Annotated in this window: 15 protein-coding genes; 6 read left to right on the top strand and 9 right to left on the bottom strand. The window is 71.4% G+C overall.

What is annotated here, in order from left to right:
• Positions 1–3: 3 nt before the first annotated feature.
• The 8 genes from fabF to fdhD form a co-directional block, all read right to left on the bottom strand.
• Positions 4–1,248, bottom strand: coding sequence for a beta-ketoacyl-ACP synthase II (gene fabF, locus BLQ34_RS07045; protein ID WP_091783369.1), 1,245 nt, complete (start codon positions 1,246–1,248; stop codon positions 4–6).
• A gap of 143 nt (positions 1,249–1,391) precedes the next feature.
• Positions 1,392–1,640, bottom strand: a complete 249-nt coding sequence (locus BLQ34_RS07040) for an acyl carrier protein (protein WP_091789466.1) — start codon at positions 1,638–1,640, stop codon at positions 1,392–1,394.
• A 104-nt stretch (positions 1,641–1,744) separates the two neighbouring features.
• Positions 1,745–2,764 (bottom strand): beta-ketoacyl-ACP synthase III, encoded by a 1,020-nt coding sequence (locus BLQ34_RS07035; RefSeq protein ID WP_091783366.1) that lies wholly within the window; start codon positions 2,762–2,764, stop codon positions 1,745–1,747.
• 1 nt (position 2,765) lies between these two features.
• Positions 2,766–3,734, bottom strand: coding sequence for an ACP S-malonyltransferase (locus tag BLQ34_RS07030; protein WP_091783362.1), 969 nt, complete (start codon positions 3,732–3,734; stop codon positions 2,766–2,768).
• A gap of 149 nt (positions 3,735–3,883) precedes the next feature.
• Positions 3,884–5,074, bottom strand: coding sequence for a PucR family transcriptional regulator (locus BLQ34_RS07025; RefSeq protein ID WP_231961483.1), 1,191 nt, complete (start codon positions 5,072–5,074; stop codon positions 3,884–3,886).
• A 55-nt stretch (positions 5,075–5,129) separates the two neighbouring features.
• A complete protein-coding gene (locus BLQ34_RS07020; RefSeq protein ID WP_091789460.1) occupies positions 5,130–6,005 on the bottom strand; it encodes an NAD-dependent epimerase/dehydratase family protein in 876 nt (291 codons plus the stop codon).
• A 97-nt stretch (positions 6,006–6,102) separates the two neighbouring features.
• A complete protein-coding gene (gene aceE / locus BLQ34_RS07015; RefSeq protein WP_091783359.1) occupies positions 6,103–8,868 on the bottom strand; it encodes a pyruvate dehydrogenase (acetyl-transferring), homodimeric type in 2,766 nt (921 codons plus the stop codon).
• A gap of 148 nt (positions 8,869–9,016) precedes the next feature.
• A complete protein-coding gene (gene fdhD, locus BLQ34_RS07010; RefSeq protein WP_091783356.1) occupies positions 9,017–9,853 on the bottom strand; it encodes a formate dehydrogenase accessory sulfurtransferase FdhD in 837 nt (278 codons plus the stop codon).
• Between the two features lie 151 nt (positions 9,854–10,004).
• On the opposite strand from fdhD, the gene BLQ34_RS07005 reads away from it, so the two are divergent.
• From BLQ34_RS07005 to BLQ34_RS06995, 4 genes are read left to right on the top strand one after another with little or no spacing between them, the layout of a single operon-like run.
• The gene (locus tag BLQ34_RS07005; protein ID WP_197674783.1) at positions 10,005–11,408 is read left to right on the top strand and encodes an OFA family MFS transporter; all 1,404 of its coding nucleotides are present in this window, start codon (positions 10,005–10,007) and stop codon (positions 11,406–11,408) included.
• Positions 11,405–11,545 carry an MFS transporter small subunit gene (locus BLQ34_RS18980; RefSeq protein ID WP_172829363.1) on the top strand — a complete coding sequence of 47 codons (141 nt, stop codon included), beginning with the start codon at positions 11,405–11,407 and terminating at the stop codon, positions 11,543–11,545. Before BLQ34_RS07005 ends, BLQ34_RS18980 begins: the two co-directional genes overlap by 4 nt.
• A gap of 52 nt (positions 11,546–11,597) precedes the next feature.
• Complete coding sequence (locus BLQ34_RS07000) at positions 11,598–12,119, top strand: PH domain-containing protein (RefSeq protein WP_231961482.1); 522 nt, start codon at positions 11,598–11,600, stop codon at positions 12,117–12,119.
• Entirely contained in the window at positions 12,116–13,549 is a 1,434-nt protein-coding gene (locus BLQ34_RS06995) for a PH domain-containing protein (protein WP_091783352.1), read from the top strand. The genes BLQ34_RS07000 and BLQ34_RS06995 overlap by 4 nt, the downstream gene beginning before the upstream one ends.
• A 53-nt stretch (positions 13,550–13,602) precedes the next feature.
• Here BLQ34_RS06995 and BLQ34_RS06990 read toward each other — a convergent pair whose 3' ends face one another.
• Entirely contained in the window at positions 13,603–15,942 is a 2,340-nt protein-coding gene (locus BLQ34_RS06990) for an FdhF/YdeP family oxidoreductase (RefSeq protein WP_091783349.1), read from the bottom strand.
• A 180-nt stretch (positions 15,943–16,122) separates the two neighbouring features.
• Between BLQ34_RS06990 and BLQ34_RS06985 the strand changes: the two genes are divergently transcribed.
• Both BLQ34_RS06985 and BLQ34_RS06980 read left to right on the top strand, forming a co-directional pair.
• Positions 16,123–16,548 (top strand): DUF3052 domain-containing protein, encoded by a 426-nt coding sequence (locus BLQ34_RS06985; RefSeq protein WP_091783346.1) that lies wholly within the window; start codon positions 16,123–16,125, stop codon positions 16,546–16,548.
• A 22-nt stretch (positions 16,549–16,570) separates the two neighbouring features.
• Complete coding sequence (locus BLQ34_RS06980) at positions 16,571–17,041, top strand: peroxiredoxin (RefSeq protein WP_091783343.1); 471 nt, start codon at positions 16,571–16,573, stop codon at positions 17,039–17,041.
• The last annotated feature ends 46 nt before the right edge of the window (positions 17,042–17,087 follow it).

Below are 17,087 nucleotides of genomic sequence, written 5' to 3'. Positions count from 1 at the left end.
GGGTCAGACCGAGGTGAAGACCACGGCGACGTTGTGACCGCCGAACCCGAACGAGTTGTTGAGCGCCGCGATGTCGCCGTCGGGCAGGGTGCGGGCCTGGCCGGCCACGACGTCGAGCTTGATCTCGGGGTCGAAGTCGTCGAGGTTGATCGTCGCCGGAGCGATCCGGTGGTGCACGGCGAGGATGGTGAGGACGCCCTCAAGCGCGCCGGCCGCCCCGAGGAGGTGACCGGTCATCGACTTCGTCGCACTGACCGGCATACCGTCGGCGTCGTCGCCGAAGGCACGACGGATCGCGTTGGACTCGGCGACGTCGCCCACCGGGGTCGACGTCGCGTGCGCGTTGACGTGCACGATGTCCTTGGCCGTGAGACCGGCGCGCTCGACCGCCTCGCGCATCGCCCGTGACGCTCCGGCGCCCTCGGGCTCGGGGGCCGCGATGTGGTGCGAGTCGGAGGACATGCCGACCCCGCCGATCTCGGCGTAGATGGTGGCGCCGCGTGCCTTGGCCGCCTCGTACTCCTCGAGCACGATCACCGCGGCACCCTCGCCGAGGACGAAACCGTCGCGGCCGGTGTCGTAGGGGCGGGAGGCCCTGGTGGGGTCGTCGTTGCGCGTCGACAGCGCCTGCATGGCGGCGAAACCGGCGATGGGCAGCGCGTGCACCGCGCCCTCGGTGCCACCGGCCACGGCGATGTCGGCGCGACCGTTGCGGATCATCTCGTAGGCGTAGCCCATCGCCTCGAGCCCCGAGGCACAGGCCGACACGGGCGTGTGCGCACCGGCCCGCGCTCCGATCTCGAGCGAGACGGCCGCCGACGGCGCATTGGGCATCAGCATCGGGACGGCGAGGGGGAACACGCGGCGCGGGCCCTTCTCGCGCAGGTTGTCCCACTGGTCGAGCAGGGTCCAGACACCACCGATGCCGCTGCCGATGCAGGCCGCCAGCCGCTCGGGCTCCACCTCGGGAGCACCGGCGTGCGCCCAGGCCTCACGGGCGGCGATCAGGGCGTACTGCGCGCTCGGGTCGAGCCGGCGCACCTCCACCTTGGTCAGCACGTCGGTGGGCTGGGTGTGGATGGTGGCGGCGAACTTCACCGGGAGCTCGTACTTCTCCACCCAGTCGAAGTCCATCGTCTTGGCGCCCGAGCGTCCGGCCAGGATGGCGTCCCACGTCTCGGGGACGGTGCCGCCCACCGGGGTGGTGGCTCCGAGGCCTGTGACGACGACGCGTCGTTCGGCGGTCATGGCTGGGTGTGCTCCTTCGTCGGTCGTGCGGTGGGGCGGTTCGCCATGGGTGGGCGGGACGCCGTGCGGGGTGGCGGCCGGCGCGGCACGGTATGCCGCGTGGCCGCCACCCGCGCTGGGAACTGCTGGGCGGTCGGGAGGACTCAGCCCTGGTTCTTGGAGATGAAGCTGACGGCGTCACCGACGGTCTTGAGGTTCTTGACCTCGTCGTCGGGGATCCGCACGCCGAACTTCTCCTCGGCGTTTACCACGATGGTCATCATCGACAGCGAGTCGATGTCGAGGTCGTCGGTGAAGGACTTCTCGGACTGCACCGACTCGGTGTCCAGACCGGTCTCCTCGTTGACGATCTCGGCCAGACCCTCGAGGATCTCCTGCTCGCTCTGCGCCATCCGGCTCAGCTCCTTCATGTGGTTGGTGTTGCGGTGTGGTGTGACTGTCGTCGTCACGTGGTGTGGTCACTGCGTGGCCCGGATCACCCGCGGGCCGGCGGGAGTCAGGGGAGGACGACGACCTGCGCGGCGTAGACCAGCCCGGCGCCGAAGCCGATCTGGAGCGCCAGCGCGCCGTGCGGGATCTCGCCCTCGCGCAGCATGCGCTCGGTCGCGAGCGGGATCGAGGCCGCCGAGGTGTTGGCGGTCTCCGCGATGTCGCGTGCCACGGGGATGTCGGCGGGCAGCTTCAGCTGCTTGATCATCGCGTCGATGATGCGCATGTTGGCCTGGTGGGGGATGAACGCGTCGAGGTCCTCGGCCCGGACGCCTGCGGCGTCGAGAGCCTTCTGGGCCACCGGTGCCATGCCCCACACCGCCCAGCGGAACACCGACTGCCCGGCCATGCCGATCGCCGGCCAGCCGAGGTCGCCGTCGCGCACCTCGGTCCACGAGTCGCGCTGGGAGATGGTCTTCCACTGCGACCCGTCGGACCCCCAGACGGTGGGACCGATGGCCGGGGTGTCGGAGGGCCCGACGATCGCCGCGCCGGCGCCGTCACCGAAGATGAAGGCCGACCCGCGGTCGGTGGGGTCGGTGAAGTCGGACAGCTTCTCGACGCCGACGACCAGGACGTGGCGGGCGCTGCCGCCGCGCACCATGTCGCTGGCCAGGCTGATCGCGTGGCAGTAGCCCGCGCAGGCCGCCGAGATGTCGAACGCCGCACCGCGGATCCCGAACCGGTCCGCGAGGATCGGTGCTGCGGCGGGGGTCTGGTAGGGGTGGGTCACCGTCGCGACGACGACGGCATCGACGTCGGACGCTTCGAGCCCGGCGGCGGTGAGCGCCTCGCGGGTGGCGTGCTCCGACATGTCGACGACGGACTCGTCCTTGGCAGCGAAGCGGCGGCTCTTGATGCCGGACCGCTCCTGGATCCACTCGTCGGAGGAGTCGATCGCCTCGATGATCTCGGAGTTCATCACCACGCGCTCGGGCCGGTAGCCGCCGACACCCATGATGCGGGCGTAGGTCGCACCGTCGGCCGGGGTGATGGAACCGGTGCCCTTGGGGGCTGGTGTGCTCATGTCAGGCCTCTTGCGCGTCGGTCGGGATGGAGCGTGCGGCAGCGGGGTCTCCGCCGTGGTCGCGAACGAGCTGCTGGGCCGCCTCGAGGTCGTCGGGCGTCTTGACTGCCAGTGTGGCAACTCCGGGCATCGCGCGCTTGGCGAGCCCGACGAGGGTGCCGGCCGGTGCCAGCTCGACCAGGGCGGTGACCCCGAGGTCGGTCATGGTCTGCATGCACAGGTCCCAGCGCACCGGGCTGCTGACCTGCTTGACGAGGCGGGCCAACGCGTCGGCGCCATCGGCGACCGGCTGGCCGTCGGCGTTGGACAGCAAGGTGACCCCCGGGTCGCTGACGTCGAAGTCGGCGGACAGCTGCGTCAGGGCCTCGACGGCGGGGGACATGTGGCTGGTGTGGAAGGCGCCGGCCACCTGCAGGGGGATCACGCGGGCCTTGGTCGGTGGGTCGGCGGCCAGCGCGGCGAGCTGGTCGAGGGTGCCGGCGGCAACGGTCTGGCCGGCGCCGTTGGCGTTCGCGGCGGTGAGTCCGTGGCGGGCGAGCTGGTCCGCCACCTCGGCTGCGTCGCCGCCGAGCACGGCGCTCATGCCCGTGGGGGTGAGCGCGCTGGCCGCGGCCATGCCCGCACCGCGCTCGCGGACGAACACCATCGCGTCGTGGTCGGACAGCACCCCCGCGAAGGCGGCGGAGGTGATCTCGCCGACCGAGTGACCGGCGGTGACGGCGACCGTGCCCGCTGGTCCGTGGGGCAGGGCCACCGCGGCTGCCGCGAGGCCCGCGGCCACGATGAGTGGCTGGGCGACCGCCGTGTCCTTGATCGTCTCGGCGTCGGAGGTCGTGCCGTGCGCGACCAGGTCGAGACCGGCCACGTCGGAGAGCGCCTCGAGGCGCTCCCGGAAGGCGGGCAGCTCGAGCCAGGGCGCGAGGAAGCCGGGGGTCTGGGAGCCCTGTCCGGGGCAGACGATTGCTAGCACGTCCCCAGCCTCTCGGTCCGGTCGTGACCTCAGCGTGACCGTTTGCCACGAACATCGCCGACGTCTTTTGGAGGATGTCCACAAAACACGCGTGCAGGTCGCCCACGCTTCCCGCCGGTGTGAGCAGCGTCTCACCAGGTCGGGCTGGTTCAGCGCTGGAGCGTGGTGCGCTGGGCGACCGGCCGGCTCAGGCGGCCCAGGGCGAGCGCGATCCGCACCGTGTGGGCATCGTGCGGGTCGGTGAGCTGGTAACCGGTCAGCTCGGCGATCTTGCCCAGCCGGTAGCGCACCGTGTTGGGGTGGACGAAGAGCTCGCGGGCGGTGCCTTCGAGGCCACCGCCGGACTCGAGGTAGGCCGACGCCGTCTGCAGGAGCCCACTGCTGCTGGCCGACAACGGGTGCCAGATGCGGTCGAGCAGCAGGGCCCGCGCCGGGGCGTCGCCGACGAGCACCCGCTCGGCGAGCAGGTCGTCCGCGGTGACCGGCCGTGGGGCCCCGGGCCACGCGTGCGCGCACGACTGCCCGGCCAGCGCGGCGCGGGCGGAGCGACCCGCGGCGAAGAGGTGGGGGACCGTGGGACCCACGACCAGCGGGCCGTCCCCGAAGTGGTCGGCGACGGCCCGTGCCGCGGCCATCGGGTCGTCGACGTTGCCGAAGATGCACACCAGGCGGCGGCCCTGCACCGCTGCCAAGGTGTCCACCCCGACCCGCTCCGCCGCACGGCGCAGCCCGTCGACCACGCCCTCCGACCCTCCCGGGGGTGAGCTGCCGGCGACGACCGCCACCCTGGTGGTGGAGCCCCAGCCGAGTGCGGCGGCGCGCGACTGCATGGAGTCGTCGGCCTCCCCGCGGAGCACGGCATCGACCACCAGTCCCTCGAGGCGGGCGTCCCAGGCGCCGCGCGCCTCTGCCGCGTGGGCGTAGACCTCCGCGGCCGCGAAGGCGATCTCGCGCGAGTAGCGCAGCACCGACTCGCGCAGGGCCTGCTCCTCGCCGGGCTCGGCGAGCGCGGTGGCGTCCTGCTCGACCACGTCGACGACCGAGCGCACCAGGTCGAGCGTCTGGCGCAGGGTGATCGACCGAGTCAGCTCGCGGGGCGCCGTGCCGAAGACGTCGGCGGTGACCGGGGTCTGGTCGCCCCCCTCTCGCAGCCAGGCGATGAACGCGGCGATGCCGGCCTGGGCCACGAGACCGACCCACGAGCGGTCCTCGGCCGAGAGGACGCGGTACCAGTCGTGCGTCGCCTCCATCCGCCGGGTCGCGGCCGACGACAGCTCGCCGGCCGACCGCTCGACCCGCTGCAGGGTGGCGGCCGAGGTGGTGACGCGCGCCGACGACATGACCGCAGTCTATTTGTACGCCACCCACAACCGGGCGGCGGTCGCGCCGACGGCCTCAGTCGACGTGGTCGCGCCAGGAGTGCGCCGGCTGGTAGCCCAGTAGCCGACGGGCCTTGTCGATCCCCAGCAGCGTCTCGTGCTCCCCGAGCTCCCTGCGCACCTCCACCCCGGGGAACACCTCGGCCATCAGGTCCGCGCTGGAGCGGCTCATCACCGTGTCGGCGTTGGCGATGACGAACACCTCGCACCCCGGCTCGGTCCGCTCCAGCCCGAGCCGCACCGCCTGGGCGCCGTCCCGACCGTCGATGTAGCCCCAGAGGTTCCACTGGCGCAGCGCCGGGTCGGCGTCGAACGACGGGAAGGCGGCGTAGTCGTCGGGGTCCATGACGTTGGAGAAGCGCAGGCCGACCATGACGAGCTCGGGGTCCCACCGGCAGAAGTGCCGGGCCATCTCCTCCTCGAGTGCCTTGTTCAGCGAGTAGGTCGACTCGGGCCGTGGGTGGTACTCCTCGTCCACGGGCACGTAGGGCGGGGGAGTCTCGAACGGCAGGCCGAGGACGGTCTCGCTCGACGCCCACACGATGCGGCGGATGCCGAGGGCCCGCGCTGCCGCGAAGACGTTGTAGGTGGCCGCGGAGTTGTTCGCGAAGGTCGCCGCGTTCGTGGTCAGCCCCGGCGCCGGGACCGCGGCCAGGTGCACCACGGCGTCCACGGCGACCGGGTGCTCGTCGACGCCGCCCGACAGCGCCTCGACGACCTGGCCGTAGTCGGTGAGGTCGACCGCGACGAACGGCCCGGAGGAGTCGGCAGGTCGGACGCGGTCGAGCGCGAGGACGTCGTAGCCGTGCTCGGCGAGGTGGGCGACCACGTGGCGCCCGAGCTTGCCGCTGGCTCCGGTGACGGCGACCCGACGGGGCGAGGTGGAGGACACCACCTCATCCTGCCCCAGACGAAGGTGTGCCGCCCGCTCGGGCGAGCGGGCGGCATACCTTTTCGTGCACCTTTTCGTGCACCATGACCGGCTGGGCTCAGCTCTCGCCGCCGGCGTTGCCGGACGTGCCGGCCGTGACGTCGAGGAGGCGGTAGCGCGAGGCGGCCTCGCGCGCCTGGCTGGCGTCGATCTCGCCGCGCTGGACCAGCATCTGCAGCGCCCGCACCGCGACCGAGGGGCCGTCGATGTGGAAGAACCGCCGCGCCGCCGGACGGGTGTCGGAGAACCCGAACCCGTCTGCGCCGAGCGATGCGAAGTCGCCGGGCACCCACTGCTGGATCTGGTCCTGCACCTGGCGCATGTAGTCCGACACCGCGATGACCGGGCCACGGGTGTCGCGCAGGCGTTCCGTGACGTAGGGGGTGCGGGCCTCGCCGTCGGGGTGCAGGAAGCGCTGCTCGTCGCAGGCCATGCCGTCGCGGCGCAGCTCGCTCCACGACGTCACCGACCAGACGTCGGCGACGACGCCCCAGTCGTTGCGCAGCAGCTCCTGGGCCTCCAGGGCCCACGGCACGCCGACGCCCGAGGCGAGCAGCTGCACGCGGGGCGCGTCGTCCGGCAGGCCGTCGGTGATGCCTGGCGCGAAGAGGTGCATGCCGCGCAGGATGCCCTCGCGGTCGACGTTCTCCGGCTCCTGCGGCTGGCTCATCGGCTCGTTGTAGACGGTGATGTAGTAGATGACGTTCTCCGGGTCGTCGCCGTACATGCGGCGCAGCCCGTCCTCCATGATGTGGCCGATCTCGAAGGCGAACGCCGGGTCGTACGACACCACGGCCGGGTTGGTCGCCGCCAGCAGCGGGGAGTGCCCGTCGGCGTGCTGCAGTCCCTCACCGGTGAGCGTCGTGCGTCCTGCGGTGGCGCCGATGAGGAAGCCACGGGCCATCTGGTCGGCGGCGGCCCAGATCGAGTCGCCGGTGCGTTGGAACCCGAACATCGAGTAGAAGACGTAGATCGGGACCATCGGCTGGCCGTGCGTGGCGTAGGAGGTGCCGGCGGCCGTGAACGCCGCGAGCGAGCCCGCCTCGTTGATGCCCAGGTGCAGGATCTGGCCGTCCTTGGCCTCCTTGTAGGCGAGCATCAGCTCCGCGTCGACCGAGGTGTAGTTCTGGCCGTGGGGGTTGTAGATCTTGATCGTCGGGAAGAACGAGTCCATCCCGAAGGTGCGTGCCTCGTCGGGAATGATCGGCACGACCCTTTTGCCGAACTCCTTGTCGCGCATCAGCTCCTTGAGCAGCCGCACGAACGCCATCGTCGTGGCGACCTGCTGCTTGCCGGTGCCCTTCTTGACGATGTCGTAGGCGGAGTGGTCCGGCAGCTTGAGCGGCTCGTGCTGCACCCGGCGGGCCGGGAGCGGTCCGCCGAGCTTCTCGCGACGCTCGCGCAGGTACTGGATCGTCGGGTCGTCCGGCCCGGGGTGGAAGTAGGGCGGACGGTATGGGTCCTTCTCGAGGACCTCGTCGCTGATCGGCAGCTTGAGGCTGTCGCGCAGGCCCTTGAGGTCGTCGAGGGTGAACTTCTTCATCTGGTGGGTCGCGTTGCGCCCGGCGAAGTGGCTGCCGAGGCCGTAGCCCTTGATCGTCTTGGCGAGGATGACGGTCGGCTGGCCGGTGTGGTTCATCGCGGCCTGGTAGGCGGCGAACACCTTGCGGTAGTCGTGGCCACCGCGCTTGAGCTTCCACCAGATGTCCTCGTCGGACCAGTCCTTGACCATCTCGCGGGTGCGGGGGTCGCGACCGAAGAAGAAGTCCCGGACGTACTTGCCGTCGTTGGCCCGGAAGGTCTGGTAGTCGCCGTCGGTCGTGGTGTTCATGGTGTGCACGAGCGCACCGTCACGGTCCTGGGCGAGCAGCGGGTCCCAGCCGCGGCCCCACACCACCTTGATGACGTTCCAGCCGGCGCCGCGGAAGAACGACTCGAGCTCCTGGATGATCTTGCCGTTGCCGCGCACCGGGCCGTCGAGCCGCTGCAGGTTGCAGTTGATGACGAAGGTGAGGTTGTCGAGCTCCTCACCGGCGGCCAGCTGCAGCAGGCCACGCGACTCGGGCTCGTCCATCTCGCCGTCGCCGAGGAACGCCCACACGTGCTGCTGGCTGGTGTCCTTGATGCCGCGGTTGTGCAGGTACTTGTTGAACTGCGCCTGGTAGATCGCGTTCATCGGGCCGATGCCCATCGACACCGTCGGGAACTGCCAGAACTCCGGCATCAGCCGCGGGTGCGGGTAGGAGGGCAGGGCCAGCGGCTGACCCGCGACGAGGTGGCTCTTCTCCTGGCGGAAGCCGTCGAGCTGGTCCTCGGAGAGCCGGCCCTCGAGGTAGGCGCGGGCGTACATGCCGGGGGAGGCGTGTCCCTGGAAGAAGACCTGGTCGCCACCACCGGCGTGGTCGGCTCCGCGCCAGAAGTGGTTGAAGCCCACCTCGTAGAGGGTCGCGGCGGAGGCGTAGGTGGAGATGTGGCCACCGACGCCGATCCCGGGGGCCTGCGCGCGGTGGACCATGACACCGGCGTTCCACCGCAGGTAGGCGCGGTAGCGGCGCTCGACCTCCTCGTCGCCCGGGAACCACGGCTCGGCCTCGGGGGAGATGGTGTTGATGTAGTCGGTGGCCGTCAGCGAGGGCACTCCGACCTGCATCTCGCGCGCGCGCTCGAGGAGCTTGAGCATGACGTAGCGGGCTCGCTGCCGTCCGCCCTCCTCGATCACTCCGTCGAGGGAGTCGAGCCACTCCTGGGTCTCCTCGGGGTCGATGTCCGGGAGCTGGCTGGGGATGCCGTTGAGAATGGGTCCGGCTTCCTCGCGTGCGGCCACGGTCGTGAGTCCTTTCTCGCGCCAGTGTTGACGAGGGGGCCGCCGGGTTGCCCGCGACCCTCCACGTCCATCTTCCACCCGGAGGAGTCGCAGGTCACAACCGGATCGGCCTACTGGCCAGTATCCGGAGCGTGGCCGGGATATATCTCTACAGGCCGAGCCGCTCGGCGCCCGCGTAGACCGTGAGCCGGGGCGCACGGGCGAAGCCGACCAGCGTCAGCCCCGCCTCCTGGGCCAGCTCGGCCGCGAGGGAGGAGGGCGCCGAGACCGCCACGAGAGCCGGTAGGCCGGCCATCACGGCCTTCTGCACCAGCTCGAAGCTGGCCCGCCCGCTGACGACCAGCACATGACCGGCGAGGGGGAGCCGACCCTCGCGGGCCGCCCAGCCGATCACCTTGTCGACGGCGTTGTGGCGGCCGACGTCCTCCCGGACGACGAGCGGGTCGCCCTCGGCGGTGAAGATCCCGGCCGCGTGCAGGCCGCCGGTCTTGTCGAAGACCTTCTGGCTCTCCCGCATGACGTCGGGCAGGCCGGCGACGACGACTGGCGAGAGCCGCACCGGGTCGTCGCCGACGGCATACTGGCTCGTCGCCGCGATGGCGTCGATGCTGGTCTTGCCGCACACCCCGCAGGCGCTCGACTGGTAGCCGGAGCGCGCGGTGCGGTCGAGGTCCGGCACCACACCGGGCGCGAGGGTCACGTCGACGACGTTGTAGGTGGGCGAGCCGGACTCGTCCTCGTCGAGGCAGTGCATCAGCTGCGCCACGTCGTCGGCCCTGCGCAGCACCCCCTCCGTGAGCAGGTTGCCGAGCGCCAGGTCGAAGTCGTCACCCGGCGTGCGCATCGTGACGGTCACGGACGTGCCGGCGACCCGGATCTCGAGTGGCTCCTCCACGGCGAGCGTGTCGGGGCGCGCGCTGCCGCGCACCCCGTCGGGGGTCACCTCGACCCGCACCGCCGGCGTCCGCCTCGTCACCCGTCCCACGCCAGCAATGTATGCCGCCATCCGGCTCCCGGCCCCGTCACCCCGGTGTCGGCCGCGCCGTGCCGGTTCTGGACGCGCCGCCCAGGGCTGCGGGAGGTAGCGTCCCGGATGGGCGCAATGCCCGGTTCGCCACATACAAGGAGGTATGGGCATGTCGATCCTGGACCGCAGCCGCACGGTCGCCGGCCCCGGCTACAGCAAGTGGCTCATCCCGCCCGCGGCCCTCGCGGTGCACCTCTCGATCGGGCAGGTCTACGCCTTCAGCGTCTTCAAGACCTCGCTGGTCGACCACTTCGGCACCTCGCAGACCCCCATCGCCTGGATCTTCTCGATCGCGATCGTGATGCTCGGGCTGTCCGCCGCGGTGCTCGGCACCTGGGTCGAGCGCGAGGGGCCCCGCAAGGCGATGGTCGTCGCGGCCCTGTGCTGGAGCGTCGGCTTCCTCATCGGGTCGGCCGGCATCGCGACCAAGCAGCTGTGGCTGCTCTACCTGGGCTACGGCGTGATCGGGGGCATCGGCCTCGGGATCGGCTACATCTCGCCGGTCTCCACGCTGATCAAGTGGTTCCCGGACCGCCCCGGGCTCGCGACCGGCATGGCGATCATGGGGTTTGGCGGTGGGGCGCTCATCGCCTCACCGCTGTCGAACTCCCTGATGTCGCGGTTCGACCCCGACTTCGACGCGGCCGCCAAGGGTGCGGTGGCGAGCGGCCACGCCCTGACGCTGACGTTCCTCGTCCTCGGGATCGCCTACCTCTGCTTCATGCTGTTCGGCGCCGCCCTGGTGCGGGTGCCACCGGCCGACCCGGACACCGGCGAGACCCGGCACACGGCTGGTCGTGGGGGTGCGCAGGTCCGGGCCGCGGAGGCGATCCGGACGCGGCAGTTCTGGCTGCTGTGGGTGGTGCTGTTCTGCAACGTCACCGCAGGCATCGGCATCCTCGAGCAGGCCGCACCGATGATCCAGGACTTCTTCCGCGACGGATCCACGTCCACGGTGACCGCGGCTGCTGCCGGCGGCTTCGTGGGACTGCTCTCCCTGGCCAACATGGCTGGTCGGTTCGTCTGGTCCAGCACGTCCGACGTGATCGGCCGCAAGCCCGTCTACATGGTCTACCTCGGGGTCGGCGTGGTGCTCTACCTGCTGCTGGCGACCGCCGGGCACACCTCGACCGCGGTCTTCGTGGCGCTGGCCGCCGTGATCATCTCGTTCTACGGCGGCGGATTCGCGACCGTCCCGGCCTATCTCAAGGACCTCTTCGGCACCCTCGAGGTCGGCGCCATCCACGGACGGCTACTGACCGCGTGGTCGGCGGCCGGCGTGGCAGGACCGTTGGTGGTCAACGGCTTCCTGGACGCGGCTGGCAAGCCGGGCACTCTGACCAACGTCGACTACCGACCGGCACTCTTCACCATGGTGGGCGTGCTCGTGGTCGGCTTCCTGGCCAACCTGATGATCACCGACGTCGGCCGCGAGCACTTCGACGCGAGCGCCACCTCGGACGACCCGACCGATCGGCACGCCGACCCGGTCAGTGAAGGAGCGCGGTCATGAGCGACCGGACACCCGTCACGCAGTCGGTCACCACGAGCCCGGTGGTCGTGGCCCTCGCCTGGCTGGTCGTGGGGACGCCGTTGGCCTACGGGCTGTGGCAGACCATCCTCAAGGCCGCCAAGCTGTTCGGGTCGTAGCCCCGGGGCCGGCAGGCCGGTCGACGGTTTCGGCGCCGGATAGGTTTGTCGCGTGACCGACACGCCGCCCGACCCGCCCGCCGCGCCGCAGACCGTGCCCCTCTTCGGGGACGCCGGCCTGCCCTGGCGCCCCGTGTCGCCGAAGCTCGCGACCGCCCGGCTGCTGGTGCTGTCGACGGTCACCCTGCCGGCCCTGCTCGTGCTCCTCGTGCTCGCGGTCTTCGTCTGGCCGGGCTTCTGGGCGGGCGTGGTGGTGGTGGCGCTGGTGCTCGGCTCCGGGGCCTGGGTCATCCGTCGCCAGGTGCCGGCGATCAGCTGGGCCGAGGGCGCCGAGGAGCTGGTGGTGCGGCGGGGTCGGATGTTCCGCACCCTGGTGAGCGTGCCGTACGGGCGGCTGCAGTTCGTCGACGTGCAGTCGGGACCGTTGGAGCGCCGCTTCGACATGGCGACGGTCGAGCTGCACACCGCATCCCCGCAGAGCGGCGGGCAGATCCCGGGGCTGCCGACGGCGGAGGCTGAGGCACTGCGGGAGCGGCTGGCGGCCCGGGGCGAGTCGCAGCGAGCGGGTCTGTGACCACCCCTGGCCCGGGCCCGGCCCTGGCGCCCGCCGAGCCGCAGGGGGAGTGGCGCCACCTGCACCCGCTCTCCCCGTTGCTCAAGGGCGGGATCGCGTTCCTCGCCGTCGTCGCCTACGTCGTGTCGCAGCAGGCCGACTCGCTCTTCGGGGCGGACCGTGACGACCCGACCCAGGGACACCTCGGCCTCGCTGCCCTCGGCGTGCTCGTCGTCCTCGTGGCGATCATCGCTGGCGCGTGGGTCTCGTGGCGGTTCTCCCGCTTCCGTGTCGCAGACACCCTGATCGAGCTGCGCACCGGGGTGCTGTTCCGGCAGCACCGGCAGGTGCGCTTCGACCGCATCCAGGCGGTCGACCTGGGCCGGCCACTGCTGGCCCGCCTGACCGGGCTGTCGGAGGTCGTCGTGCAGTCCGCCGGCGGCAAGGACTCCCACCTCAAGCTGTCCTTCCTCACCGATGCCCAGGCGCAGCAGGTGCGCGAGCAGCTGATGGCGCTGGCCGGGCGCTCCGACGAGGTGACCGGCCCCCCGACCGCGAGCGGCACCGACGCGGCCGGGCTGACCGACGCCGACTACGTGGACGTCCCTGCGCCCGCACCGCCGGGTGACCAGGTCCTCACCGTCCCGAACGCGCGCATCCTGCAGTCCGTCCTCTACAGCGGGCCCGGTCTCGTCATCGTGGTCGCCGTGCCCGCCCTGCTGCTCTCGATCGTGCTCGGTGTCCCCGAGATGGTCGCGTGGCTGGGACCGATGACGCTGGCCGTCGGCAGCGCCCACCTCAAGCGGCTCACCCAGGAGTGCAACTTCGAGGTGCTGCACCAGGGTGACCGGCTGCGCATCCGGCACGGCCTCACCGACCTGCGGACCACCACGGTCCCGCTACACCGCATCCAGGCCGTCGAGGTCAGCCAGTCGCTGCCCTGGCGGCTCCCCGGCTGGTGGCGCATCCAGGTCAACGTCGCGGGCGCGGGCACCGGTGACGACGTGACCCAGACGGTGCTCATGCCCGTCGGCACCCGGGCGGAGGCACTGCGGGTGCTCGCGCTGGTGCACCCCGGCATACCTGCCGACGCCGCGGTGGCCGCGCTGGAGGGTGAGGGGACCGCGGAGGGCTTCGTCACCAGCACCGAACGGGCCCGTCGCCTCGACCCGCTGAGCTGGCGGCGCCAGGGGTATGCCGTGCTGCCCGTCGGGCTGCTGACCCGCCGGGGGGCGCTGTGGCGGGCGGCGCAGTTCGTGCCGCACGCCCGGATCCAGTCGCTCAAGGTCGAGCAGGGGCCGGCGCAGCGGCGGCGTGGCGTCGCCACCGTGCGGATCGTGTCGACGGTGGGACCGGTGTCACCCGTGGTCGCCCACCTCGACGAGGCCGAGGCGGTCCGCCTCCTCAGCGAGCAGGTGGTGCGGTCGAGCCTGGCCCGGCAAAGGGCCTGACGCGGTCGTGGGCCCGGGACGGGTCCCGTGCCCCGTTTCAGTCGGGGACCCGGTCAGCGTGCCTCGAACCGGACCACCAGCGCCTTGGCGACCGGGGTGTTGGACCTCAGGGCCACGTGGTCGGCTGACATCAGCACGTTGGTCTCGGGGTAGTAGGCCGCCGCGCAGTCGGCCGCGGTCGGGTAGGCGACGAGGGTGAAGCCCTCGGCCCGCCGGTCGACGCCCTCGAACTCGCTCACCACGTCGACCACCTGGCCGGCGTGGAAGCCCAGCCGGTGCAGGTCGTCCGGGTTGACCAGGACGACCCGGCGGTTGCCGGAGATGCCGCGATAGCGGTCGGCGTGGCCGTAGACCGTGGTGTTGAACTGGTCGTGGCTGCGGATGGTCTGCAGGAGCAGCCGACCCTCGGGGAGCTCCAGTGGAGGCACGCTCCCGGCGAGGAACTCGGCCTTGCCGCTAGGGGTGTCGAACTCGCGCCGGTCGCGCGGCTTGTGGGGCAGAAGGAAGCCGCCCGGCTCACGGACCCGGTCGTTGTAGTCGCCGAAGTGGGGCACGACGCGGGAGATGTGGTCCCGGATCCGGTCGTTGTCGTCGGCCAGGCCACGCCAGTCGACGGTGCCGACACCCGGGACGAGGTGGTGAGCCAGACCGGCCACGATGGCGACCTCGGACCGGCAGTCCTGCGACGGGGGCTCGAGGCGGCCCTGCGAGAGGTGCACCTGGCCCTGGGAGTCCTCGACCGTCACCCCCTGGTCGCCGCGCGCTGTGGCGTCGCGGTCGGTGCGGCCGAGGCAGGGCAGGATCAGGGCCTCCGTGCCGGTCACCGTGTGCGACCGGTTGAGCTTGGTCGACACGTGCACGGTGAGGTCGCACGCCCGCAGCCCGGCATGCACCACCGGGGTGTCGGGTGTCGCCATCGCGAAGTTGCCACCCATGCCGAAGAAGACGCGCACCGACTTGTCGCGGAGCCGCTGCACGGTGGCCGTCGCGTCGACGCCGTGCTTCGTCGGAGGGGTGAAGCCGAACTCGGACCCAAGGGCGTCGAGGAAGGGCTGGGGCATCTGCTCCCAGATCCCCATCGTCCGGTCGCCCTGGACGTTCGAGTGCCCGCGGACCGGGCACGGGCCGGCCCCGTCCTTGCCGATGTTGCCCTGGAGGAGCAGCACGTTGACGATCTCCTGGATCGTCATCACGGCGTGGACGTGCTGGGTCAGACCCATCGCCCAGCAGACGACGGTGGCGCTCGAGTCGGTGAAGCGCTTCGCCAGCGCCTCGATCTCGACCCGCTGGAGCCCCGTTGCGAGCTCCGTTGCGTCCCAGTCGATCTCGCGAACCGCCTCGACGTAGTCGTCGTAGCCCGCAGTGTGCGCCTCGACGAAGGCCCGGTCGACGACCGAGCCCGGCGCGGCCAGCTCGGCCTGCACCAGCAGGTGGCCCACGGCGCGGAACAACGCGTGGTCGCCACCGAGCCGGATCTGCAGGTGGTCGTCGGCCAGGGCCGTGCCCGGGCCGACGAGGCCGCGGGGAGTCTGCGGGTTCTTGAAGCGGATCAGACCGGCCTCGGGCAGCGGGTTGACCGCGACGATGACCGCGCCGTTCTGCTTGGCGCGCTCGAGGTGGGTGAGCATCCGCGGGGCGTTGGTGCCCGGGTTCTGGCCGGCGATGACGATCAGCTCGGCCCGCTCCAGCGACTCGAGGGTCACCGCACCCTTGCCGATGCCGATCTGCTCGCTCATCGCCGTGCCCGACGACTCGTGGCACATGTTGGAGCAGTCGGGCAGGTTGTTGGTGCCGTAGGCGCGGACCATGAGCTGGTAGAGGAACGCCGCCTCGTTGCTGGTCCGCCCCGACGTGTAGAAGACGGCGTCGTCCGGCGAGGGCAGACCGCGCAGGTGGCCGGCCATGATCGCGTTGGCCTCGTCCCAGGAGACCGGCTCGTAGTGCGTCCCGCCTGCGCGCAGGTGCATCGGTTCGGTGAGCCGGCCCTGCTGCCCCAGCCACCACTCGCTCTGCTCGTCGAGGTCGGCGACGGAGTGCTTGGCGAAGAACTCCCGGTCGACCCGTCGCTTGGTGGCCTCCCAGGCGACCGCCTTGGCCCCCGACTCACAGAACTCGGCCACGTGCCGGTGGTCCGCCTCGGGATCCGGCCAGGCGCACGAGGGGCAGTCGAACCCCTGGTCCTGGTTGAGCCGCCCGAAGACGCGGGCCGTGCGGGGCAGACCCATCTGCTCGATGCCGTGCCGGAACGAGTTGGCCACCGCGGGCAGGCCAGCGGCCCACTGCTTCGGGTCGTGGGCGTCGACGGCGCCCGTCGGGTCGACGACGCTCGCGGCGCGGTCCTCCGGCTCGGTGGCGGTGTCAGCGTGCTGGTCGCGACGGTGCAGGTCAGCCATGCTCTCGACCCTAACCCGGCCACGCCCGGTGTCCAGGCGGTGGGACGGCCCGGTCCCCACGCCGGGACTGGGCCGTCCACCCCGTGAAAAAGGGTGCCGATTCCGGCGACTCGGTTGAAAAACCCGGCCCGACCCGATGGACTTACCCGCAACCGAACGGCTCGAGGGTAGGAGAAGGGTGTGACCACGCCGGCGCAGTCCGCGCTGCAGACATCGGTGGCCCGGCTGGGCTACACCGGCGGACAGGTGATCCAGGAGTTCGGCTACGACGGTGACGTGGACGACGACTTCCGCTTCGCCATCGAGGACCAGACCGGCACCGACCTCGAGGACGAGGACTACCAGGAGGTCGCCGACTCGTCGCTGATCTGGTGGCGCAAGGACGACGGCGACCTCGTCGACGCGGTCGTCGACGCGCTCACCAACCTCGGTGACGGTGGCTCCGTCGTGGTCCTGACCCTCAAGGCCGGGCGCCCCGGCCACGTCGAGGCGAGCGACATCGAGGAGGCGGCGACCACAGCGGGTCTGCACACCTCGGGCACGGTCAACGCCTGCGACGACTGGACCGCCACCAAGCTGGTCGCACCCCGCACCGGGCGGCGTTGACGGCGCTGGCAGACTGCCCACCATGACCGCACCGATCGCAGTGGGCGCTCCGGCCCCCGACTTCACCCTCCGGGACCAGAACGGCCAGGACTTCACGCTGGCCGACTTCCGCGGCAGCAAGAACGTCGTGGTCGTCTTCTACCCGTTCGCGTTCTCCGGGATCTGCACGGGCGAGCTCTGCGAGATCCGCGACGACCTGGGTGGATTCGTCGCCGACGACGTGCAGGTGCTCGCCATCTCGTGCGACCACATGTTCAGCCAGCGCGCCTGGGCCGACAAGGAGGGCTACTTCTTCCCCCTCCTGTCCGACTACTGGCCGCACGGTGCGGTGGCGCAGCAGTACGGCGTGTTCAACGAGCAGGCCGGTGCCGCCCTGCGTGGCACCTTCCTCATCGACACCGAGGGGATCGTGCGCTGGTCCCTGGTCAACGAGATCGGGCAGCCGCGCGACTTCACCGGCTACCACACCACGCTGGCCGAGCTCCGCGGCTGACGCGACACCCGCGGGTCTGCCACCGGCCGCTGTGGCACCCACCCCC

The sequence above is a fragment of the Pedococcus dokdonensis genome (assembly GCF_900104525.1).
Lineage (GTDB): Bacteria > Actinomycetota > Actinomycetes > Actinomycetales > Dermatophilaceae > Pedococcus > Pedococcus dokdonensis.
Note: the sequence above shows the minus strand (reverse complement) of the source record. Positions and strands in the feature narration are given on the sequence as shown.